Source organism: Gluconobacter sp. GP1 (assembly GCF_032913585.1).
GTDB lineage: Bacteria > Pseudomonadota > Alphaproteobacteria > Acetobacterales > Acetobacteraceae > Gluconobacter > Gluconobacter cerinus.
In genome coordinates this window covers 883,893-905,924 of sequence record NZ_JASGXC010000001.1, presented here as the reverse complement: position 1 = coordinate 905,924, position 22,032 = coordinate 883,893, and the positions used below count along the sequence as shown (strand labels likewise).

Annotated in this window: 17 protein-coding genes and 1 pseudogene; 14 read left to right on the top strand and 4 right to left on the bottom strand. The window is 52.5% G+C overall.

Annotation, left to right across the window (positions count from 1 at the left end):
- Positions 1 to 13: 13 nt before the first annotated feature.
- Both R5H23_RS04025 and R5H23_RS04020 read left to right on the top strand, forming a co-directional pair.
- The gene (locus R5H23_RS04025) at positions 14 to 898 is read left to right on the top strand and encodes a LysR family transcriptional regulator (protein ID WP_317214459.1); all 885 of its coding nucleotides are present in this window, start codon (positions 14 to 16) and stop codon (positions 896 to 898) included.
- 24 nt (positions 899 to 922) lie between these two features.
- Positions 923 to 1,312 (top strand): annotated as a pseudogene (locus tag R5H23_RS04020) (PQQ-binding-like beta-propeller repeat protein); the annotation flags it as partial.
- 188 nt (positions 1,313 to 1,500) lie between these two features.
- Here R5H23_RS04020 and R5H23_RS04015 read toward each other — a convergent pair.
- A complete protein-coding gene (locus tag R5H23_RS04015) occupies positions 1,501 to 2,076 on the bottom strand; it encodes a TetR/AcrR family transcriptional regulator (protein ID WP_317214457.1) in 576 nt (191 codons plus the stop codon).
- A gap of 104 nt (positions 2,077 to 2,180) precedes the next feature.
- Between R5H23_RS04015 and R5H23_RS04010 the strand changes: the two genes are divergently transcribed.
- The 3 genes from R5H23_RS04010 (at position 2,181) to R5H23_RS04000 (ending at position 5,639) form a co-directional block, all read left to right on the top strand.
- Positions 2,181 to 3,161 carry an SDR family NAD(P)-dependent oxidoreductase gene (locus R5H23_RS04010; protein WP_317214456.1) on the top strand — a complete coding sequence of 327 codons (981 nt, stop codon included), beginning with the start codon at positions 2,181 to 2,183 and terminating at the stop codon, positions 3,159 to 3,161.
- 130 nt (positions 3,162 to 3,291) lie between these two features.
- Positions 3,292 to 4,413, top strand: coding sequence for a metallophosphoesterase (locus R5H23_RS04005; protein WP_317214455.1), 1,122 nt, complete (start codon positions 3,292 to 3,294; stop codon positions 4,411 to 4,413).
- A 161-nt stretch (positions 4,414 to 4,574) separates the two neighbouring features.
- Positions 4,575 to 5,639: a trifunctional transcriptional activator/DNA repair protein Ada/methylated-DNA--[protein]-cysteine S-methyltransferase gene (locus R5H23_RS04000; RefSeq protein ID WP_317214454.1), complete on the top strand. Its 1,065-nt coding sequence runs from the start codon at positions 4,575 to 4,577 to the stop codon at positions 5,637 to 5,639.
- Positions 5,640 to 5,733: 94 nt separating this feature from the next.
- Here R5H23_RS04000 and R5H23_RS03995 read toward each other — a convergent pair whose 3' ends face one another.
- The 3 genes from R5H23_RS03995 to R5H23_RS03985 form a co-directional block, all read right to left on the bottom strand.
- Entirely contained in the window at positions 5,734 to 7,437 is a 1,704-nt protein-coding gene (locus R5H23_RS03995) for a Na+/H+ antiporter (protein ID WP_317214453.1), read from the bottom strand.
- Between the two features lie 244 nt (positions 7,438 to 7,681).
- Positions 7,682 to 9,790 (bottom strand): TonB-dependent receptor domain-containing protein, encoded by a 2,109-nt coding sequence (locus R5H23_RS03990; protein ID WP_317214609.1) that lies wholly within the window; start codon positions 9,788 to 9,790, stop codon positions 7,682 to 7,684.
- A gap of 537 nt (positions 9,791 to 10,327) precedes the next feature.
- Positions 10,328 to 11,353: a LacI family DNA-binding transcriptional regulator gene (locus tag R5H23_RS03985; RefSeq protein WP_317214452.1), complete on the bottom strand. Its 1,026-nt coding sequence runs from the start codon at positions 11,351 to 11,353 to the stop codon at positions 10,328 to 10,330.
- A gap of 171 nt (positions 11,354 to 11,524) precedes the next feature.
- On the opposite strand from R5H23_RS03985, the gene R5H23_RS03980 reads away from it, so the two are divergent.
- The 9 genes from R5H23_RS03980 (at position 11,525) to R5H23_RS03940 (ending at position 22,001) form a co-directional block, all read left to right on the top strand.
- Positions 11,525 to 12,298, top strand: coding sequence for a hypothetical protein (locus R5H23_RS03980; RefSeq protein ID WP_317214451.1), 774 nt, complete (start codon positions 11,525 to 11,527; stop codon positions 12,296 to 12,298).
- The gene (locus tag R5H23_RS03975) at positions 12,295 to 13,017 is read left to right on the top strand and encodes a phosphoribosyltransferase (protein ID WP_317214450.1); all 723 of its coding nucleotides are present in this window, start codon (positions 12,295 to 12,297) and stop codon (positions 13,015 to 13,017) included. The genes R5H23_RS03980 and R5H23_RS03975 overlap by 4 nt, the downstream gene beginning before the upstream one ends.
- A 20-nt stretch (positions 13,018 to 13,037) precedes the next feature.
- A complete protein-coding gene (locus R5H23_RS03970) occupies positions 13,038 to 14,036 on the top strand; it encodes an ABC transporter substrate-binding protein (RefSeq protein ID WP_317214449.1) in 999 nt (332 codons plus the stop codon).
- Between the two features lie 3 nt (positions 14,037 to 14,039).
- Positions 14,040 to 14,747 carry a M24 family metallopeptidase gene (locus R5H23_RS03965; protein WP_317214448.1) on the top strand — a complete coding sequence of 236 codons (708 nt, stop codon included), beginning with the start codon at positions 14,040 to 14,042 and terminating at the stop codon, positions 14,745 to 14,747.
- A 71-nt stretch (positions 14,748 to 14,818) separates the two neighbouring features.
- On the top strand, positions 14,819 to 15,631 hold the full coding sequence (locus R5H23_RS03960; protein ID WP_317214447.1) for an ABC transporter ATP-binding protein: 813 nt from the start codon (positions 14,819 to 14,821) through the stop codon (positions 15,629 to 15,631).
- A gap of 24 nt (positions 15,632 to 15,655) precedes the next feature.
- The gene (locus R5H23_RS03955) at positions 15,656 to 16,468 is read left to right on the top strand and encodes an ABC transporter permease (RefSeq protein WP_317214446.1); all 813 of its coding nucleotides are present in this window, start codon (positions 15,656 to 15,658) and stop codon (positions 16,466 to 16,468) included.
- 189 nt (positions 16,469 to 16,657) lie between these two features.
- A complete protein-coding gene (gene rsgA / locus R5H23_RS03950) occupies positions 16,658 to 17,689 on the top strand; it encodes a ribosome small subunit-dependent GTPase A (RefSeq protein ID WP_317214445.1) in 1,032 nt (343 codons plus the stop codon).
- 562 nt (positions 17,690 to 18,251) lie between these two features.
- On the top strand, positions 18,252 to 20,432 hold the full coding sequence (locus R5H23_RS03945) for a Hint domain-containing protein (protein ID WP_317214444.1): 2,181 nt from the start codon (positions 18,252 to 18,254) through the stop codon (positions 20,430 to 20,432).
- 117 nt (positions 20,433 to 20,549) lie between these two features.
- Entirely contained in the window at positions 20,550 to 22,001 is a 1,452-nt protein-coding gene (locus tag R5H23_RS03940) for an AMP-binding protein (RefSeq protein ID WP_317214443.1), read from the top strand.
- The last annotated feature ends 31 nt before the right edge of the window (positions 22,002 to 22,032 follow it).

Sequence of the window (22,032 nt, the reverse complement as noted above, 5' to 3'; positions counted from 1 at the left end):
AGCTTACGCTTTAATGATGCAGTCCTATCGTATTCCCTCCTTGAACTGGCTTCGTGTTTTCGATGCCGCAGCGCGACATCAGAGTTTTGCCTCTGCAGGGCGTGAGCTGAACATGTCTGCCGCCGCTGTCAGCCAGCAGATCCTGGCGCTGGAAACCTATCTCAAGAAACCGTTGTTCCTGAGAAGTGCCAACAAGGTTCGGCTTACGCTGGAAGGAAATGAGTTCCTGCCGACCGTGCAGGTTTCTCTTAGGGCTATCGAGGCGAAATCTGCGTCTTTGTTTCCTCGGCGTGAGCTTGAGCGTGTTTCACTTGTTGCAAGTCAGCTTATGGCTCTGAGCTGGTTACCGCGGCGCCTATGTGCCTTTGAGAAAAAGCATCCATCCGTGCGGGTGGATCTGATCATCGAAGATGCCCAGAGGCATCGGGAGCCAGACCTTGTCATCCGTTTTGATTATGCCATGTCCACGCGTGAGCATCCTGGCTGGTTAATGGGAATAAGCCATGTGGTGGTCGGCCAGCCGGAAGACGTAGATCGTATTACGACTGCAGACGCGGTAGCAGATTTCAAGTTGCTGGATGTTAGGTCACATGCGGTCGGGTGGAACACACTCTTGGCGCGTTATCCCGGTGTTTTTGAAGAAACGTCTTTAACGATTGAATCTGTGGACACAACGCCTCTTGCCCTCATGATGGTCAAGGAGCGTTCTTCTCTGGCTCTTGTTCCCTGGCCGGCGTCCCAAAATCTGGTTGAGGCTCTCGGGTTGGCTGTGTGCAGCGCTTTACCTGCGATCCCTGGGTTGGGAAATTATTATATCGAGCAGTTTTCTGGTCACGGCGTACGACCTGTCATTCGCACGCTTTTTGAAGAGCTCCGAAAGTACAGCAATCCTACCTGATGGTGAGGGGATCGTCACGCCGAGTTAACAGCAATCGATCTTGTCAGCCGGAAAATCGTCTGGCAGCACCCGATTGGTACGACCCGTGATACGGGGCCGTTTGGAACCCACACCAATCTTCCATTACCAACCGGTATGTTCAACATCGGCGGTACGATGGTGACGGGAGGTGGACTGGTCTTCCTCGGTGCGACGGCAGACGATTACCTGCGGGCTGTTGACGAAAGCACCGGCAAGGTTGTCTGGAAAGCACGTCTGCCAGCGGGTGGGCAGGCAAACCCGATGTCCTACATGATCAATGGCAAGCAATACATTGTTATTGCCGCTGGAGGTCATGCCGGTATGGGAACACGAACAGGCGATTATATTCTCGCCTACGCTCTTGATGATGGGCAGACGTCTCAGGCTCACTGATCTGTTTTTTAAGCCGGGTTTTCATAATGGAAACCTGGCTATCGTAATGAAATTTTGTTGTTTTCGTGAGAACAGATCAACTGATGCTCAATCGACCTATCACGGGAGGTTCCCTAACGCGGCGCAGTCATCCAGCATTTTAGATAGAGTAGGGAGGCTGAATATCAGTCGTCCTTTTTCGTTTACAATCAGGATGCCCTTGATCCGGCAATAAGAATGTCGATGAGGCGTTTTGCACTTGTTTCCCACCCAGGGCCGGCTGAAAAGTTCGACACGCCAGCCAACGCTCGGAGCAGGTCGAGCGGCTCGATCTCAGCGTTGAGATCTCCACTTGCAACAGCCGCCGCTACAAGTGTGTCAATCGCTCCTTGAAGCACAATTCCGGACTGGGCATAGAGCGCACTTGTGCCACCAACCAGCCCGTTAAGTGCCGGTGCAATGACCTGCTTTGCGGCAATGTAATCCACGAACAGGCGCATCCATGCGCGAAGCGCTTCGACTGGTGGATGCTGTGTGGCTAGGACAGGGGCTGCGTCTGCGAGGCGGTCAAGTTCAACACGGTAGACAGCCTCAATGAGAGCATCGCGGTTGGGAAAGTGCCGATAAAGCGTGCCGATCCCGACGCCTGCGCGCCGCGCAACCTCATCCAGGGGAATGTCGATTTCCCCCGCCGTGAACGCGGTTTTCGCCACGTTCAGCAAGTGCTCTCTGTTGCGCTGACCATCGCTGCGCGGTCTGCGTCGAAGTTTTTTGTCCTCAGCCATTGGCTCCCTCTTGTTAAACGGAGTATTCCTCCGCATATAAAAAACGGAGCAATGCTCCATATATCATCTCGCGTGTGGTTTCACCACGCCCAGGAGTTTCACGAATGACGAAGATTTTTGGCGCAAGATCAACAACCGATGATGTCCTCTCTGGTTTGTCCCTTAAGGGAAAACGTGTTCTCGTAACAGGCGTTTCTGCGGGCCTGGGCATCGAAACTGCACGTGCGCTTGCTGCTCATGGTGCACATGTCGTGGGGGCAGCGCGCAATCTGGATAAGGCTGAAAATGCGACTGCTCAGGTTCGTGCAGACGCCGAATCTGGGGGAGGACAGTTTGAGCTGATCGCGCTGGACCTTGCAAACCTTGGCAGTGTTCGGGCGTGTGCGGACCAGTTGAACAGTGTTGGGCTATCTTTTGATCTGGTTATTGCCAATGCTGGCGTCATGGCTACCCCGTTCGGGCATACGAAGAACGGGTTCGAGACACAGTTCGGAACCAATCATCTTGGTCACTTCCTCCTCATTAACCGGATAGCGGGGCTTATGAACAATGGCGCGCGACTGGTGAACTTGTCGTCCGCGGGCCATCGCTTTTCAGATGTCGATCTGGAAGATCCGAATTTTGACCACACTTCCTATGAGCCATTTGTTGCCTACGGGCGCTCCAAGACCGCCAATATCCTCTTTGCCGTTGCGTTCGACGCGCGTCATCGTGCTCGTGGCGTGCGGGCTACAGCCGTTCATCCCGGCGGTATCTTGACTGAACTCCCTCGTCATATGCCTGCAGGAGCAATCGAGGCTATGGTCACAGGCATCAATGAACAGGCGGCCAAGGAGGGAAAGCCGCCATTCCAGTTCAAGACCATCCCGGAAGGCGCCGCTACATCAGTTTGGGCAGGGATTGTGGCGGATGCAGATGCTATAGGTGGTCGTTACTGTGAAGACTGCCACGTGAGCCCAATCGTCTCTGATGATCAACCGCTTGGTCTGGGGGATGAGGGCGTGCGGTCTTATGCGCTCGATCTGGCTCATGCCGAGGCTCTTTGGAAGAAGAGCGAAGAAATGGTTGGAGAGAGCTTTTCCTGAAATGTAAGCATGTCTCATGTCTTGAGATCATGCGTAGTTTTGACGTCCAGCACATGGACGTAGTGAATGTTTCTACGGCTAAGAGGCGATGGTCGTCTCTTGGTGCTTTTATGCGAGGAGGCTGATTGCCGTGCGTCTTGTTGTTTTCGGTTTGCCCCTCCTTGTCGTGATCCTGAACTGGCTCTGGCCGCTTCCGCTGCCTCTCGCTGCGAAAATGTTTGGAAGCGTTCTGGTGATCGTTGCCGCGCTTTATCATTACTGGTCCCGGCTCTCGTCGGGCTCCGTTTTCGCGCCGGAATTTCCTCGACCTTTCGTCGTCCTGTTCAACTGGGGTTTTGGGGCAATCCTGTTTCTCATGCTGTTTCAGATCGCGCTTGATGTTGGTGCGCTGGTCTTCGCTCTCGCGGAATGGCAGCCAGTCCATATCTCCGCTAGTGCGCGAGAGGCTATTGGCGGCCTTGCGGGCGTTTTGGCTGCTGTGAGTGTTGCGAATGCTTTGCGCGTACCGCCAGTCAAAGATGTGACGATCACCATTCGCGGTCTGCCCAAGGTGTTTGATGGATACAGGCTGCTCCAGTTGAGTGACATGCACATCAGTCGGCTGTTTCCGGCCACGTGGGCCGCAGCAATGGTCGAGCGTGCCAACGCGGCAGCAGCAGACATGATCGTTGTGACGGGAGATTTTATCGACGGATCTGTGGAGATGCGGCGTGCTGATGTCGCACCACTCGCCCGATTGCAGGCGCGTGATGGTGTACTGGCAATTCCCGGAAATCATGAATATTTTTTCAATTATTCCGACTGGATGCAGCACCTGTCGGGATTAGGCTTCCATATGCTGTTGAACGACCATGCAGTGGTTACCAAGGGGCAAGATCAGTTGGTAGTTGCGGGCGTAACAGACAGGTCAGCGTCCGGCCATGGGCAGCCTGGCCCAGATTTAGAGGAAGCCCTTAAGGGGAGTCCGGACGGAGCGCCGGTCATATTGCTCGATCATCAACCAGGGGCTGCGCGTGTCTCAGCCGAATATGGCGTTGCCCTGCAGTTATCCGGTCACACGCACGGCGGAATGATTTTGGGGTTAGATCGTTTGGTGGCCCGCGGTAATAACGGGTTCGTCTCCGGGCGCTACAGTGTGGGTAATATGACGCTCTACGTCAGTAATGGGACCGGGTTGTGGCCAGGTTTTGCACTACGGCTTGGCAGACCATCCGAGATCACGTGTTTTCATCTGCGGACTGAAGAGAATTGAAATCTGCGCCTCTCATGGAGGCGTTAGGCGAGCGAACTTTAGAAAATGATATCCGTCCCGTGGCGGATATCTGTGTGCCATGGAAGAGGCTACGCCGAAAATAAAAAATCAACGCCTGAAAACCGGCGACATTTGAGAGTTGGTGGCTATAGGTTTTCTGAATGCTATTCGATCTTCCTGACCCAGACACTCTCTATGCCGCTCTGCTTGCCCGGAACGAATATTTCGACGGACAGGCATTCGTCTGTGTGTCGTCAACCGGGGTGTTTTGTCGCCTGACCTGTCCGGCCAGAAAACCGAAGCGCGAGCATTGTACGTTTTACCCGACGATTGGGGACTGTATTGAAGCGGGTTTTCGTCCATGCAAGCGTTGTCATCCTCTTCAGGCTGCGGCTCTTGCCGACCCCGCGATTTTGGCCCTTTTGCAGGCTTTGGATACACATCCTGACGTGCGATGGTCCGAAGACTGTATTATCAGATTGGGTTACGACCCTTCTACAATCCGCCGGAGCTTCAAGCGACAGTTTGGAATGACATTTCTGGAAATGGCGCGTCAGAGGCGTCTGAGAGAAGGGTTCGAAGCGTTGGCCGAGGGTGGCAAGGTCATTACGGCTCAACATGAGGCCAGCTTTGAGTCAGCAAGTGCGTTTCGTGCGGCTTTTTCTCGTCTGCTGGGATGTGCACCGGGAGAATTGCGCCCCAATAAGCTTTTACAGGCGACGTGGATACCGACACCTTTGGGCGATATGATTGCTGTCAGCAGTCGCAGTCATCTGCATCTTTTGGAGTTTGTAGATCGAAAAGCGCTTCCTGCGGAGCTCAAGAGACTTAACAAGGCTTCGTCGGAGGGAATTGGTATCGGCCGTATGCCGCCATCAGAGCAGGCTGAAACGGAACTCGCGGCCTATTTTTCTGCGCGATCAGACAGGTTTGATACCCCTCTTGCTGTGAGCGGAAGCGCCTTTACACAAAAGGTGTGGGAGGCTTTGCGAACAATTCCTGCTGGTGAAACCAGAAGCTATTCTGACATTGCACGGCAGATCGGCCGCCCTTCCGCAGTGAGAGCTGTTGCGCGCGCCAATGGTGCCAACCAGATAGCGCTGATGATCCCATGCCACCGCGTTATTGGCGCGGACGGCTCCTTGACGGGATATGGTGGTGGTCTCTGGCGGAAACACAGGCTTATTGAAATCGAACGCGAGCTTAAAAAATCGAAAATAGGATAACCGCTTTTCAGGTTTAATATTTTATAATGTCATAGGTGCGCGGAGAGTGTTTTTAGTTAATTACTTCATATTAATTGTATTATTTTTATTGATATCAAATATCTTGAGGCAATCTCTGAACGCGACTGCGGATTACCTGTTCCTCATAGTCGAGTTCACGCTGAATGTCCCATTCCGTCTGATCATTGATGTCGCGTGCATCCACCAGCGCATGAAGTGTTTGTCGCTGCAGCCTCAGGACAATCAGGCGCAATGCCAGTTCGATCCGTTCACGGCGCAGCGCCGTCGTCCGCGTCAAAACTGGGGACTGGGTTGGGCCATCAATTTGGCTGAGGCGGTTTTCATAGGTCTGTAGCAGGCGTCCGAGAACCTCTAGCCTCATATCTTCGTTGCTATGATCACTGTCTGCCTGGTCAAGGGATTCACTTCGGTCTTTCTCTGTGCGGCTTTGTTCACGGTGCAGAAGCTGCAAAGTCGCTTGAAGCAGGCGCTGGCGGGCAAGACTTTCTTCCTGAGCGTGCTTGTCTGCCATATCGCGTGGCAGATATCGGATACACAGCGGAATAGCGATCGCCGCCATAACGAGGGAAAGAACAATTACCCCAGTTGCGACAGTAATTACAAAGCTGCGTTCAGGAAACGCTTCCGGGTCAATCCCGATAACTGGCAGCGAAAGCACTGCTGCCAGCGTAACGGCGCCACGGACGCCCGAGAAGGCGAGCAACACAACCTCGAGGATATGTGGGAACGCGAAGGTGCGATGTGACATTCGGGCAGTTGCCCATCTGCGAATGATGGAAACCCAAATTCCGCAAAAGCGAATAATGAACATAATGGCATAAACACTCGCGACCAGTAACGAGAGTTGCCAGAAATGCGCGCTGTGCTCGTGAGCCAACTCGACGCCAGCATCCAGCAGCCAGGGAAGTTGTAGCCCTAGAAGAAGGAAGATCAAGGCGTTAAAAACATAACTGACAGTGTCCAGAACTGTGCTCGCCTGCAGTCGGGTCGAGGTTGCAGCTTCGTCTGATACTCCTGTCAGTTTGATAACCATGCATCCGGCGACAGCTGCCAGAATGCCTGAAGCATGTGCTGTCTCGGCTGCGAGATAGATACCGAATGGCAGAAGCACGATCATCAAAACCTGCATGAGAGGATCGTCAAATCCCCGGCGAAGCAGGATGCGCTCAGCGCGTACGGCAATCCATGCCAGTCCTGCTCCGATGGCTAATCCTCCGAACGAGACCAGCAGAAACGAACTGAAAGCATGACGGTATGAAAATTCTCCCGTCATTGCGGCAATCATTGCAAAATGAAAGCAGACAAGGCCCGACGCGTCGTTGAACAGAGCCTCACCGTTCAGGATATGGATCAGCCGCTCAGACACCCTGCGCCCTGCAATAAGGCTGGAGACTGCAACAGTATCTGTGGGAGAGAGGGCGGCAGCCAGTGTAAAGCATACCGCGAGACTAACGGCCGGGATCATCCAGTGAATTGCGTAGCCGCAAAGGACTGTCGAAATCACAACAAGGCCGAATGCCAGAAACAGAATTACGCTACGGAGTTCTGAGAACTCACGCAACGGCATACGAAAAGCGTCTGTGAAAAGGAGTGGGGGCAGGAAAACCAGCATGAACAGGCTTGGCTTCAGTCCAATATGCAATCCGAGAAGAGACGCAATAATACCGAGCAGGATCTGAACCAAAGGGGCAGGGACACGATTGGAAAGCGCCTTAACGGCCAGACTGCTTACAACGATCATGGCGAGGAGGACGAGAGTGGTTTCTGCTTCCGACATACATAGTCTTTCGGCCAATTTTTAGAGTCAGGCAAATGTTTCGTGATTTTGAAATTTCTGAGGATGTCGCATCATTATAATTATTGGCGTTCCAGGGATGTTGGGACCTTATCGGCGCACCGTATATTTCGTCATCCTAAGTAATGGATTTTATTCTAAAAACTCTCCTTCAAAGACGGGAAATATCACTGGAATATGAATTTCCCGTCTTCTTAAGTGCCTCGTGCGAGATCTCTCATAACTTTTAAAAAGCTGTTGAGACCGTGCCTGTAACTGTAAATCTGGGTTCCAGAATAAACTGTGCACCAGAGCCCATATTAGAGAGATTTCCGTTCATAAGGCGGACCTGGCTGGCATTTGTGCCGACGCCAACAACTCCTGTTCGCAGGATTGCACCAGTAAGGTTGGTAAAGTTCAGTCGGATTGTTGGTGACTTTGCGTGCCAGAAAGGCTTGAAATGGTAGCCAAGTGAAAGCGTGTTTGTGAAATAACCCGGCATCCGCTGGTCCCCCGCAAGCGTTGTGGATTGGGGGCCAGTATAGTGAAGGGCACCGTTAGCAAAAATGCCTTTATAGGTGTAAGTCAGGCCAAAGTTTGCCATGAAATGTGGAGCTAACGGGGCCTGCTTTCCTTTACTCGCAAAGGCTGTAAGACTTCCGTTAATATCTGAAGCAGCGATATTGGTATCAGTTGTGGCGTTGAGATATTCCATAGAGAAATAAGGGCTGAGCCCGTGAATGGGCTGTATTGATACCATCAAGTCCACGCCGCGAGCGGTTTGATTTCCAGCATTTACGACGCCAGTCTGGTTGTTCCCGACATAAGTGGAAAGGAGGCGATTTGTAATATTGTAATTGAACAGATCAAGATCGACGATGAAGTATTTATCGTTATAACGATAGCCGAGCTCCTCTCTGATTGAATACTGATTTTTAGGCAATGTTCCATCGATATTCGTATTCGCTACCGCAGAGGAGGCGGGCTGTCTGAAGTCACCTTCTGCGTTCATGTAAAGTTGATGGTGCTCATTGAAGTGATAGCTGATTGACACATGCGGCAATGGGGCAGTCAGGTTCTGTCCAAGCTTTTGCTTGCTTGGATAAACGATATACCAAACATTCGACATGACATATTTGAAGCCAGCGTTAACCAAAAGGTGGTCGTGGAAGTATTTTGCAGTGTCCTGAAAAAATAACGAATGAATTTCAAAGCCTGCCGTGTTGCCTGGATAAACGCGGCTGCCGTTTCGATAGATCTGATAAGTAGAATTATTGGGACTTGGGTTAGCGCCTTCGGCAGTTGTCACGCTGCTTGGAAAGTGCTGGGTGTAATCCTGATTTTGGTACCAGTAGCCAAGTTCAAAGTGATTGTGCTTATCAATATCGTATCCAAGAATTGCTGTTAGGCCGACGCTGAATGCGCCATCCTGCAAGAAAAAGCTGGTTACGGGAGTTCCGGTGGCAACCGGCACTCCGGATTTATAGGTATTGCCGCTCGTTGCGCCTGAAAAAGCGCCCGCGCTTCCGCTCCAGCCGCGTCCCCAGTTGTAGTAGGGGCGGAGATCAAAATGGAGGTGTCGTGTGAGGACAACATGCATTGGCGCAGTCAGGAAAAGCTGCATCCAGTGGTTGATGTTGTTTTTCCAGTAATCGTTACTGGCCGCATCGAATTCAGCCTTCCGGCCGTAGCTATTTCCCGTCCGTTTAAAATCATAAAACTGATTGGCGGTGCCATATCTGTCGACGACAAAGTCTTCGAGGTTCCATCCCATGAATGCGCGGGCATATGAGCCATTGGCCCAGTCTTTTCGCACGCCGACATCCACGTGAATCTTCTCGTTGCGTCCTCCGCCAAACCATGAGCGTGCCTGGGTATGGGCGAAGGAAACAAATCCTCTGCTTCCCGTGTTTCCAACGTCTCCTGACTCAAGGCGGATGAACTGGCGTGCCAGATTGTTTGTACCGTATGAAAAATCCATCGTTCCCCCAAATTTGTGTGAGGGATCATGAGTGGCCTGATTTAAAACGCCAGCTGCTGCTGATGTTACTGGAAGATCGATTGGAGACGAACCCGGCATCATGCTGACGCTGTCGACGTCTTCGGATTCAACGTTTTCTGCCATATACGCCGCGCTGGCTGCAGGGCCGCCATCAATCATCAGTGCCATATCAGCATCTGTTAGGCTTCGGCTTTGAATGCGCCCACCTTGCAAGCCAGACGTATCGGTGACTGCAATGTTAACGCTTGGAAGATTTCGAACGAGTTCGAGGGCAGTACTTGTGGGGCTCCGCATATCAATAAACGATTTTGTAATAGTCTGTACTGCGTATGGGGCAGTTTCAACACGCATCATCCCGCCGCCTCGGCTCCGCTGTACGCTGGACACGTGAACAGTTTCATCCGCCGTGGAATTAATTTCCGTACGCGCATGTCGGGGTTTCGGATGTTCTGACACGCTGGGAATGTCGTGACGACGTGAGCGGGTCTCCCGATGAGGAGTAGATTTCTCCGCCTCCTGTTCGGTCGCAGCGGCCTGTGCTTCCGAGAACGATGTGGCGTCAATGATTCCGGCTGGTAGGCTGGTTCCTAGGCAAGTCATGACGAGGAGGCGCCGATTTAACGAGCGAATTTTCGGAGCACGAGAACGCATCACATGGCTTCCTTTCATGTGGAACCAAGTTGTTTTTGTTTCTTATCATTATGGATTTCGACCGAGCGATAATGCGGGTTTAATCCATAACGGAAACGTAACCTAAATTGGTTTTTAAAATAAAACGGTATTTTTAAATTTGAAATTTCAAATTATGTTCTTGAATGTCGCAATCAGAAATAAAATAATAACAATTAGTAATTTATCTTATTGCGAAATTTTATATTTAGTAATATTTACTTATATAGGTGGATTTCGCCCCCTGTGTCTGACGGAGCCGCGCCGCACCAGTGCGATTGGCGTTCTGATTTCCATGGCAGGACGTGCTGGGTTACCCATGGTTGCCAGCAATTGGCGTACACCTTCGCGTCCCATGGTCTGTGCATTCTGTCGAATAGTCGTCAGGCAGGGTGTGACCATGTCAGCCGGAGCGATATCATCAAATCCAAGAATGGAAAGATCACCAGGAACGGTAAGGCCTAGGTCAAGAAATCCTTCGATCAGGCCAATCGCAATATAGTCACTGCCAGCGAAGACTGCATCAGGCCTGGGGTGCATGGCAGATAACGCTACAGCCGCCTGACGACCATAATCACGGCTATAAAGGCCATTTAGGACAAGGGCAGGGTCAAATAAGAGGTTTGCTTCCTCTAGAGCCTGTCTGTAACCCGAAAGGCGTTCACCCGCGCTCATCAAAGCAGATGGGCCGCTCACGTGAGCAATACGTCGATGCCCTGTGCTGATAAGATGTCTGACGCCGTAGAGTGCGCCCTGCACATTGTCACAGAAGACCTTGCTTGCATGGCTGCCGGGAATATCTTCATCCAGAATAACAATATTCCGATAGCGATTAAGGTGATCTCGGAGTTGTCCATCATCCGGTCGGTTTGAAACGAAGAGCAGACCATCAACCATGTGAGTGTCGAGCCATCGAAGAAAATCAATCTCGCGCGATACGTCATTGCGGCCAATTCCCAGAATCAGGCCATAGTTGGCTGACGCGGCTTCGAGTTCAGCACCTTCGGCAAGTTCGGCAAAAAACTGATCTGAAATTTCAGGCACAACTAGCCCGATTGTTTCGCTTTTCCCTTGGCTTAAGCGTTGCGCAAAGTGGTTTCTACGGAAGCCAAGGGTTTGAATGGCTGCCTCCAGTCGCGCCGCAGTTTCGGCAGGCAGCACGAGTTTGTTGTTCAGATAGCGAGAAACGGCGCCTTTCGAGAGGCCAGCTAAAGTGGCGACGTCACTGATCGTGGGGCCTTTACTCATCTGAAGCTCAACTTGTCAGGCATGGGGTTGGTACGATTTAGAGTTGCATCTCAGGGAATGAGGCCATGAAACTCCAAATCGGAATCGTTATGTTGCTTATTGACAATGATATGGTCCGAAAGTTAGTCATTGTAAACCGGTTTACTGATCAAGTGAGGTCCCGTGTCATATATGGCTTTCACCGCTCACACCCTAGGCGTTCCAATCAACAGTAGCGCGGTTGTGGATGCCATTCGCTTGGTGGTGAAAGATTTTCATGACCGGGGTACCAATGTTGTATCGGGAAAGGGAGGAAAGACTTTTTCTTTTTTCCCGACCTCCGTAACGGATAATATTCCTCCGCTTTCACCTGAGCTGGCGGATGCTATCTGTTTGCTTTCTCGTCTCCATATAGCGCACGCAGACGATGCGACGCTGGGTGTGGGGGAGGAAGATAGAGGCGCTATGATCACTGCGGATATTCTGCGGCAGTATCGTCTCCCGCGCACCCTTGCACGTTGGACGCCTTCAGGTGCTCCTGGGGAAGTTAAAGTCCCGTTGAGTAACGAGTATCTCGCAGAAGGGTCTACGGATCTGTACCTGAATGGTGTCCGCCCTACGGACCGTATTATTCTGATCGACGACCTGATTAGTACTGGAGGAACACTGGTTTCTCTCATTCAGGCGATCACCACCGCCGGGGCCGAGGTCCTTGAAATCTTTACCATCGGTGAAAAGACTGAGAACAAAGGCCGGGATTTCATTGCGCAGCATACGGGGCTGAAGGTTAAAACGCTTTTGGCGACGGATCTGCATGATGATGGGCGGGGTGTTCGCTCGCGCGTCATGCACGTCAATCTTGGAATGCTTGATGAAGCCTGTTTTGCTCAGGTCTCTCAGCATTTTCCTCCGGGCTTCTGTCGCGTTGGAAGTGGTGCCCAAAGCCATGCAGGGGAACACTCATGACGCAGGTGAAGCCCTATCACGCTCGCTGGTTCCCCAGGTCATCTTTAGAGGAAGCGACGATATACTCCGAGAGCTACCCTGTTCCGCTAAGAGACGGTTCGGTGCTTCAGCTTCCCCTGCGAGCACTTCCGGGTGGAGAAATGGCAATTGCGCTCCTTATGTCTAATCAGACAAGCTTTGCTGTTGAGCATGAGATCATCCGCCTGCTGACAGATCTGGTTCATGACCTTGCCCCTGAAGCCATCGTGGGGGTGCCGACGATGGGACTGGCTTATGCGCGTCCTGTCGCTCAGAATATTGGCTTGGACGATTATGTGGCACTCGGGCATTCGTGCAAATTCTGGTACGATGAAGAACTTTCTGAGCCACTGGTTTCTTCAACCAGCCCACTTCACAACAAGCGGCTTTATCTTGACCCCGCGCTTGTAGAGCGCGTGCAAGGGCGGCGTGTTGTTATTGTGGATGACGTCATTAACACGGGTCAGACCGCAGGGGCGGCCATCAGGCTTCTACGCAAGGCAGGTGCAGACATAGTTGGCGTTGTGGCGCCTCTTACCGAAGGATGGGCCTGGTACAAGGCTTTGAGCGAAATCGGGCCGGATCTCCCCGCGCTGGTTCAGGCGATAGGGCATATCCCCATGTTTCGTCTGGTGGAGCAGGGTTGGTCACCTATCGAAGGGACGTGTGCAAATGACAGTCCTTCTTCCCTGAACGGATGACACAGAATAAGGCAAGTTCTGTGAACAGGCGGCCCTGGCGCAAGTGGGCGTCTGCTGTTGTCTCAGGATGCCTGTTGCTGGCGTGCTTACCCCACAAGGCGTGTGCTTCAGAAAGTCTGCACCATGTCCGTCTGGTTTATTTCTGGCCAGTACAGGGCTTTCTTCTGATTCCTATCGTCGTTGCTCAGAAGCAGGGTATTTATCGACGATATGGACTGGATGTATCTATTGTTCTGCCGCCAGATGCTCAGACTACGGCGCGTATGCTCGCAACAGGGCAGGCCGAAATCGGCATGGAAGCGCGGACGGATGTGGTTTTTGCGGCAGAGGTTTCACTGCCGCTGCTCTCCATCGCCAATTACGATCAGCATAATAGCTGGTGCGTTGTCGGCAGACCGGGCGAGCCCATAGATCTGCGCACCCTTGAAGGTAAGAAAATAGGAATTTTTACCGACTCATGGACGGCGGTGATGATGCATCTGCTGTTTGAGAAAAGTGGTGTGAAAAATGCGGAGAATGTCCAGCAGATCATTACGCAGTTTGAAGATTTGCCATTACTGCTTTCCGGCCGTCTGGATCTTGCCACCAATGCGGCGTCCTTTGCGATCGCGGCGTCCATAGCGCAAGACGGACAAATGCCTAGTCTTGCATGTCCGAATGTCACCGGGGTGCCAGACATTCCCATCTGGTCCTTCACGGCAACGCCTCAGTGGCTGAGATTGCATGGTGCGGATGCCAAGGCCTGGCTGGCTGCGACGCGTGAAGGCCTTCTCTGGGCGATGGCTCACCCGATCGAGGCAGCAGCCCTCTTCAGCAGAATTTATCCAGAAGTGGATAGTCCGCTCTACGATAAAGCTGGCTGGGCGGCCGCTGTCCCCTATTTTGGAAATAGTGACACGGCTTTGAGCCAGACATCACAGTCCTGGTCAGAGCTTGCGAGTGAAATGCATCGCATTGGTCTGATTTCAAAAGTTCGTCCGCTGGCCACTTATTACACCAACGATTTTCTGCCGAGGTAGATCATGACTGCATCACTTCCCTCAGATCTGAGTCACTACACCGCTGCACAGGACATTGCTCGTGCAGTGTTGACCGATATTACAGCCCAGATCGTGCCCGGTGCATCTGAGGCGAGTGTGCACCAGGCATGCCATGACCTCATGCTTGCACACGGAGCAACCGATTTTTGGGGCAATACGCCCGCTTTTGTATTGGCGGGAGAGCGGCTTCGGCTGTCTGTGTTTGATAGCAGTTATGTTCCGTCTACGAAGCTATTTGGCGAAAACGAAACCATTACGATTGATGTGGGCCCTCGCATTGATGATTACTTCGGAGATAGCGCACGAACCTATTTCCTACGTAACGGGATTATCGTGCCCGCCGCGGAAGCCGGTGAGGAAGAGGAGGAGGCCATGGATTTTGAAACCTATCTTCATGGCGTCTTCATAAAGACTGTTCAGCCAGACATGACATTCGGGGATGTACATCAGAAGATGTCGGCATTGGTCTCCGAAAAGGGCTATGAAAACCTCGATTTGCTCGATGCGTATGGTCATAGCATCGCTGCTTCTACCAATGATTTCATTATTATGGAGAAGGGAAATGAACGCCTTCTCGGGAGTGTAAACTATTTCACATTCGAGCCTCATATCGCGAAGGTTGGTAGCTCTCTGGCCGTAAAATATGAGGAAATTTATTACTTCGATCATGGCTTAGTTAAAATGGTCTGACGGTCATACACGATCACCGTGCCGGGCTTGGCTGAGGCACGCCTTGGATGCGCCTTCAACAGAAAGACCTCATGATGCCCAATACCTCCGACGCACTCTTTTCGCAGGCGCATACCGGTGCGAACGGGAATACTGCAGGTCGTGCCGTCAAGCTTTCCATTGATGGGGTGTCGCATGCATTCGGTGATAATCTCGTGCTGGACAATGTCAGCCTCGATATCGCACCGGGAGAGTTTGTATGCGTTCTGGGGGCATCTGGCTGCGGCAAAAGCACGCTGTTTAATGCGGTGTCCGGCTTGTTGCCTATCACTACGGGTAGCATCAGGCTTGATGGAGAAGATATCGTCGGAAAGCCGGGTAATGTGGGTTATATGCTGCAGAAGGACCTGCTCCTTCCGTGGCTGACAGCGCTGGATAACATTGTTCTTGGGGCATCTCTGACCCGCGGTGCCACTCAGGATGACCGACTTAGGGCTATGGCGCTTGCCACGCATTATGGTCTTGGCGCCTATCTGAACAATTACCCGACAACCCTCTCAGGAGGGATGCGCCAGCGTATTGCACTTATGCGGACCATTACGGCTGGCCGGGATCTTATGTTGCTGGATGAGCCATTTGGCGCACTGGACAGTCAGACGCGACTGAGCATGCAGCAATGGTTACTGCAGGTCTGGGCTGAGACAGGACGTACAATCATGTTTGTCACTCATGATGTGGATGAGGCGATCTTCCTCGCAGATCGGATTGTCGTGCTGCTCCCACGGCCGGGACGGATCGGTCGTATTCTCAACGTTGATCTGGAGCGCCCCCGAGATGTTTCATGCATGACGTCCAGCACATTCATATCACTGAAAGCCGAAGCGCTTGATCTCCTTTATCGTTGACCCTTATCAGAAATGAATTTTGAAATGAGCCTGATCCGGTCGATTTTTATTCATCCTGTAGTCAAATCCATGGGTTTTTGGTCTGTGGCCATGCTCATGCTTTTGGGGGTATGGCAGGCCATTGTTTCCGTGTTCCACGTCCCCGCTTTTGTCATTCCGTCTCCAGTCGCCACGATAAGTGCCTTGTTCCAGAATGAGGTCATGATACGCGGACTGTTGTGGCAGACTTTCAAGGAAACGTTGGCAGGCTATCTTGTAGGTGCAGCGGTTGGTGTGCTCCTGGCCGTCATGATGTCACAGTTGCCGGGGCTGGGGCGCCTGCTATATCCGGCACTTGTTACATCTCAGGCCATTCCGATTGTGGGTATCGCAGCGCCGCTCGTAATCATCTTCGGCTTCGGTATGACGCCAAAGCTTATTATTGTGGCCTGGATCGTCTTCTTTCCGGTCGTGGTCAATATGATGGACGGACTGGCGCATATAGATCGTGACCAGATCAATCTCGCCCGTCTGCTTGGGGCGACGCGCCTTCGGACATTTCTCTACATACGCCTGCCAGCCTGCCTGGGACCGCTTTTTTCCGGCCTTAAGATCGGCGCTTCTTACGCTGTAACGGGGGCGGTGATTGGGGAGTGGACAGCATCTTCCAAAATGGGACTGGGAACATACTTGCTGGCGGCGAACGCGCAGATGAATTCTGTCGGGGTTTATGGTGCCATGCTTCTGATGACGTTGATTGGTATTGGCTCTTTCGCAATGCTGCTGCTACTGGAATACGTTGCCATGCCATGGCGGCACAAAGCGACATCACCTTGGCGGCGTGCCCCACACATTTGAGGGGCAGGGTCAGGGTACTTTTTATTGGGGCTACAGGACTTGCTGCTTAAAGGACTACCCAGTGCCCCAATAAAGGAGCATACCAAAACGCTGGGACAGTGCTTATAAAGCAGGCAGAGACCCAAGCCTGAACGAAAGACAAGATCCCTGACCGTACTGACATCTTATGGGTGGAGCGCTGAAACTGCGTTGGCCTTCCAGCCTTACTCCGGAAGTGAGCTGATCCCTGGGCGTGTCGTTGCACAGCAACGAGGCCTTCTTGGTGTCATTACTGAAAGTGGTCTGATTCAGGCTGATACTGCAGGGAAGCTTCTGCATACGTCGGATCCATTGGATCGGCCGGCTATTGGTGACTGGGTGGTGTGCCATCCGAGGTTTTACGAACGACGTGGCACCATTCAGGCTGTTCTGCCGCGCACGACCTGTTTTGTCCGTAAAGAAGTCGGGAAGCGGACGCAATCGCAGGTCATCGCAGCTAATATTGATGTCGCATTCCTGGTTATGACAACTGGGGCAGATTTCAACCTGTCCCGTCTGGAACGGTATCTGGCTCTCACAAGAGAAAGCGGCGCAAAGCCTGTCATGGTCCTGACCAAGGCTGATCTGTGTGAGGATATTGAGCAAGTCGCCAATGCTGCCAAGACTTGCGCCCCTGGGGTTGATCTCAGGATCGTGTCTTCTCTTGAGGGTACGGGGCTGAACGAGATTTCGGCCTATCTCGACGGACATCGCACTGGCGTCATGGTGGGAAGTTCCGGGGCAGGAAAATCGACACTTCTTAATGCTCTAATGAAAACCAACCATGCTGCGACGGGCGCTGTCTCCGAGTATGACGGGCAGGGCAGACATACGACGACCCATAGGGAGATGGTGAGCCTGCCTTCGGGTGGCCTGCTGATCGACACGCCAGGAATGCGTGAACTCGGCATGGTGAATGCAGCGGAGGGTCTCGCCGCCGCATTTGGGGAATTCAATGCTGAAGTCGAAGAGATTGCTCAGCAATGCCGCTTCCGGGACTGTAAACATGAAGCCGAGCCCGGTTGTGCGGTCCGAAAGGCTCGTGAAGATGGGAAGCTTGATGAGCGGCGTTGGAATAACTGGCTCAAGATGAAGCATGAAATCCTGCTGCAGGAGCAGAAAAATCCAGCGGGACGAAGAGCGGAGCGGCGAGAGCAGTTGCGTCTTAATAGAGAAGCCCGGAAAGCGAAGCGTCACGACTGAACTGTGGGCGTATACATAAGAGCGCCACAGTTTTCAGCGTCGGAAGAGATTTACGAATAATTTACGAGTGAAACGAGATGCATGCTCGTTGAAGCCGTTTTAAAGCGGTGCGCGCCTATCTGCTCGATAAGTAAACGACCTATAGTTTGCCTCTCTACTTCGCAACAGTACCCTTAAAGCAATCATAAAGAGCAAGCCGCGCAGCATCGGCTCGTGCTGTGCGGCTGCGCGCATGTCGCATTGTAATGGCTCTGAGGTCGAATTCTCAGCTAATTTGATATTGATCAATATGCTGCATGAGTGTGGAAGAAATTGAGAATGATGCCGAGAATTTTACCTTGACCCATACCGTATGACGATTAATTTACGCCGAAATTCGCGGAACGATAACCGATATCGTTAATCGATAGTTATTTGGTTTTTTTTATATCAACATCGCCAATGATTCCTATTGATTAAAATTAACGTCCTACCTTATGTTCGATTCCGGCGCTGAGCACGGATTAACAATTTATAATTCGTTAATAAATGCTTAACGCTTCTAGTGATGGAGGAATTAAGCATGGCTGGCGGAACAACGTATAATAGTACTCGGCAGTACTCACTTGCTAATGGTGGGACAATATCCGGCTCTACATCGACAGATATTTTTGGAGATGTGACCGTTAATGAATCGTATTTTCTAATAAATAATACGCTTTCTGGTTCTACTGCGGCGCAGTACGGAGCTATTATAGCTCAGACTGGCGATGTCGGAACAAACCTTTCTGCGACGTCCGCGGGTGCTCTGCTTGCTTCCGGCGGGACCATTACTGGCGCAACGGTTGGAAACTCTGCCGCAGTTCTGGCCTTTAACGGTGGAACCGTTACGAATTATAATGCAGCAGCAGGTGGTGCAGTTTTCGTTGGCGACCAGTCGCTCAACACGTCTGCTTCTGCGATCCTGACGTCCAAGGGACTGACAAATCTAAGTGGGCCTGGCATTGTCTCGGCTGGCACCTTGCATGCTGGGGCACAGGAAATCATCACGAGTGGTGGTACTGACCGGGGATCCCTGATCCAGGGCAGTCAGTATGTTTCTGCCGGTGGTCTCACGATCAGCAACACCGTCAACAGTGGTGGCGTTCAGAACCTGTATAGTGGTGCTATCACCAGTGGGACGATTGTTGCCTCTGGTGGTACGACGGTTGCGAGCGGTGGCGCCACCATCAGTGCGACAAACATTTCTGGTGGTGTTGTTCAGCTGAATGCTGCTGCTATTCTCCGCGGTGCGGTCGTAAGCGCCGGGGGCAAGCTTACTGTCTCAAGTGGCGCAACTGCATCCAGCGTGACTGTATCGTCTGGCGGTACGGAGAGCGTGCTGTCTGGTGGTGTCATTTCTGGCGGCACAGTGCTCAGCGGCGGCAAGGAATCTGTTGCTTCCGGTGCAACGTCTTACAACGTGACAGTCTCTTCCGGCGGCTCGCTCACAGTTGTTGCTGGCGCTGTTCTGTCTGGAACACAGGTTGCTCAGGGTGCAGTTATCGATGTCGATACGCTGACCTACGCTTCGGGCGGCACTGTTAAGCTTGACGGTAACACCCTTACGATTTCCGAAGGTGGTTCCACCTGGCAGACAACATTTGGTGGCACCTTCAAGAGCACCGACTATTTCGTGCTTGGCCGTGACACCGATGGCAGCACGATTGCAACGTTCGTTTGCTTCTGCGCCGGGACGTTGATCCTTACAGAAGATGGCGAAAAGCGCGTCGAGGACCTTCAGATTGGTGACCGCGCCATCACATATGTGGCTGGTCGTGAAGTCATCGAGCCTATCACTTGGGTTGGTCATCGTACGGCGCAGGTTCGTACGGATCTGCCGGTTGATCAGGCTGGATATCCTGTCCGTATCCTTAAGGACGCCATTTCTCCTGGCGTGCCGCATCAGGATCTCGTGGTCACTCCCGAGCATTGCCTGTATTTCGAAGGGCGCTTCGTCCCGGCTCGTATGCTCGTTAATGGTCGTAGCGTTTTCTACGATCTGACAATGACGAACTACGAGTACTTCCACGTTGAGACGGAAAATCATTCCATTCTGTGGTCCAACGGTGCCCTTAGCGAAAGCTATCTGGATACTGGAAACCGTCGTGAATTCGGTCAGCAGGGTGGTGTTGTCCGTCTTGTCAGTGGTCCGGTTCGTGAATGGAGCGTTGATGCAGCGGCACCGCTGGCAGTGACGCGTGATCTGGTTGAGCCAATCTATCGTGCACTTGAAGAACGCGCTGTAGAAATGTCCATTCCAGACCAGCGGAAGCCCGTTGTTCTAACCGAAGATGCCAACCTGCATCTTGTGACGCCTGCGGGTCATCGGATTAACGCGGCACGTCGTGCAGAAAACGGCGACTTCGTTTTCATGCTTCCTGCTGGCGTTGACGAAGTCCGTATCATGTCCCGTGCGTCTCGTCCGGCCGATGTCTTTGGTCCGGTGGTTGATGACCGTCGTTACCTTGGCGTTCTGGTCGGGGGTATCAGCCTCTGGGCAGGTAACGGTCAGAAGAGCCTGACTGCACACATCACGGAAGACGAACTGTCCGGCTGGAACAACCGCGAAGAGGGCGGCGTTCGGTGGACGAATGGCAACGCTGTTCTGAAGCTTCCTGCGCGTCAGGATCTTTCGATCGCTGTTCTGACAATTGAAGTGAAGAATGCAGGGCCATACCTGCTTGAAGATGAGACTGACAACGTAGCTGTCATCGCATCCTGAAAAACTGCTTAGAAAGTTGAACGAAATGGAAGTAACGTGCGTTTCAGGAACGCATGTTACTTCCTTCTTTCTATTTGCAGGATTTTCATAGAGTTCCGAGGAATAGGTTGACGCAATATGTTTGAACGTCTGGCCCTGAAATATGCAGCCGGACATCCGGCCTCAATTGCGATGAGCTGGTTTGAGGGAGAAGCAAGCTTCGATCAGCTTTCCCGCGATGTCAGACGAGTTGCCAACGCACTTTTTCAGCTTCGGGATCTTCTCCCGTCAGTTGTGGCCATTCGATGCGTACATCCATACAGACACTGGGTTTTCATTCTTGCTTTAGCCCGGCTCGGAATACCCTCGGCTTCGTTGCCGGGATATGTGGATGCGAACTTCCACCGCTCTGTGAAAATCCTGTCTCCGGACATCATATTGCTTGATGAGCCTGTCGACGGGCTCGAGCAACAGGTTCTGGTACTGAACGACGCCTGGTTTGAGCATGTCTGCCAGACCGGGGCAGAATGTGCTGAAACCATCACAGTTCAGCCTGACGACGTCGTGCGTTTCTCTGTAGCTGGCGGGACAAGCCAGGATGCGCGTCGTATCGCCCTGACATCGCGATATGTGGAAACTGCGGTTTATCACTTGCTGTTTCAGGATGTGTTGTCCCACACCCATCGTCCTGAAAACCTGCGCGTCTTACCGACGCTGGGGGCGGAGACTTCTAGCGGCTTTCTCATCATTCTCTCTGCCCTGGTAGCCGGGACGCGTTTGCAAATGATGACGGGTTCCGAGTTAGGGCTCGTCTTCAGCCAGGATATTCCGACAGTTGCCGTTGTTTCTCCTCGGCATGTGGAGGGCATACTTTCTCAGCTACCACCCGGCATGAGTCCCTTGGACAATCTGTTTCTGACGGTTGCGGGAGGGAAGTTACCAAAAGCGCTTTGTGCCTCCATCCGGCAAAAGCTCACCCCGAATGTTCAGGTTGTTTACGGCGCTGATGAATGTGGAGTGATTACCATTGTCTCGACGGACGTTCAGTCCAGCGATGATGACGTCGGAAAGCCACTTCCCTGGGTTGGACTGGAGATCGTGGACGAAAATCATCAACGTGTTTCTGCCGGTGAGGTGGGGCGCATTCGTGTCAGCGGCACTGGGGTTATCGGCGGATACGATCTGGACCCGGTTGCGACTGCAGTACAATTTCGGGACGGATGGTTCTACCCTGGTGATACCGGCTTTGTGGACGCCAATGGAACATTGCACCTGCGGGGCCGCGCCGACGATCTGATCAGTTTTGGCGGGGATAAGTTCGATCTGGAGAGGTTGGACGCGCGGCTTCTGGCATGTGCCGGTGTCAAGGATGGTGCGATGTTTGTTGTCCCTGATGATCAGGGACTTCCAACGCCATGGGTCGCTCTCGTGACAGAAGATGATTTTAACCTCGAACTGCTCTCAAAATGGATGAGGCAGGATTTTCCCAATCTGCCGGATGCGGCGGCTGTGTGGATTGATGCTCTTCCCCGGACCGAGGACGGCCAGCCTGACAGAGTGGCTTTACAAAAGGCAGTCAAATCCTCCTGAACAATAATATTTCATATGCTCCGTTCCATAC